General features: G+C 65.0%; 2 protein-coding genes. Both read right to left on the bottom strand.

Annotated elements, in window-relative coordinates:
* A partial coding sequence (locus VZ95_RS19570; RefSeq protein ID WP_232302763.1) for an MFS transporter occupies window positions 1–571 on the bottom strand: 571 nt, incomplete at its 3' end.
* Window positions 556–1,047 (bottom strand): MFS transporter, encoded by a 492-nt coding sequence (locus tag VZ95_RS26195; protein WP_198148421.1) that lies wholly within the window; start codon window positions 1,045–1,047, stop codon window positions 556–558. The genes VZ95_RS19570 and VZ95_RS26195, both read right to left, overlap by 16 nt.
* Between the last annotated feature and the right edge of the window lie 189 nt (window positions 1,048–1,236).

A 1,236-nucleotide genomic window follows, 5' to 3' on the forward strand; every position in this document is an offset into this window, starting at 1 on the left:
GCAGCCGGGCGCGGCCCGCCTGCGCCATTTCCCGTTCGGTCGCGCGGAACAGCAGCGTCACCTGCGGGGCCATGCCGAGCGCTTGGGCGAGTCCGAGCGTCGCCACCGCCGCCACGGCGACCGCAAACCCGCCGCCGCCGAGCGGGATCAGCGCCATCGCCAGCGCCGAGCCGAGCAACCCCAGCAGGGTAAACGTGAAAGGCCGGTTGCGCCGGTCGATCTGCCGGGCGATCGGCGTTGCCAGCAGGACCAGCACGAGGCCGTAGACCATCAACACCCAGCCGATCCGATTCGCCGGAAAGCCGTGATCGTGCAGATGCAGCGGCACGAGGTAATAGAGGAACGCCCCGATCACCAGCCGCGACGGAATCGCCGCCAGCAGCACGAGGGCGAGAAAGCGGGGGTTGCTGAACAAGGGGCGTAAACTCACCGCCGCGCGGCGGGGTTCGCGCGCGTCCGGCAGATATCTGGCGGGAACCAATCCGGCGAGGGCGAGGGCGGCTCCGGCGGCGAGGGTTGCCGGATAGAAGATTTCGGCGGCGAGCGTGCCCCCGATCAGGGTTCCGGCCAAGGTGCCGCCGAAGAACAAGCTAAGATAGAGGCCCGACGCTCGGTGCGCGCTTCCGGCGGATAGGCGCGCAGCAGCGCGTCCTGCACCAAGATCATCGCTACGCCATAGGCGAACCCGGCAATCGCCCGGCACAGGATGAGCGCTTCGACGGAGGGGGCGAGGGCGGCCCCCAGCAGGCAGACGCTTACCGTTGCCTGCGCCGCGCGCGTCAAACCGCGCTGCCCGCGTTCCGGTAACCACAGCGGTACGCTAAGCTGCGCCGCCGCCACCATCAACCAGAACAGCGAGACGGGAAGACCGGCGGCGGCTTCGGGCGAAAGCAGGCCCCAAACCTGCCCGAGACCCCGCGCGTAAACCGGCAGAAACGACACGCCAACGGCATCGGCGGCGACCAGCGCCAAAAACGAGAGTTTGATTGGCCAAAGCCGTTGCCTGTGCGCGGTCATCCCAGGCTGATACCCTTTTAACGTCAGCACGCGCCGTCCCTCTCCTCGAAGATTGGCGACCGTCTGAATATCTAAATAGGCTTTTTAAAGATTCTACCGCACGGCGCAAGGGCGAATGGCAATAGTCATAAAATTGTAAATTGTGATTAACGGCGGTCATTCTTATACACTGTCAGGACTAGTTTTATCGACCGCTGCCCTACGATTACAACGAGGCTT

The organism is Elstera litoralis (genome assembly GCF_000963705.1).
Classification (GTDB): domain Bacteria; phylum Pseudomonadota; class Alphaproteobacteria; order Elsterales; family Elsteraceae; genus Elstera; species Elstera litoralis.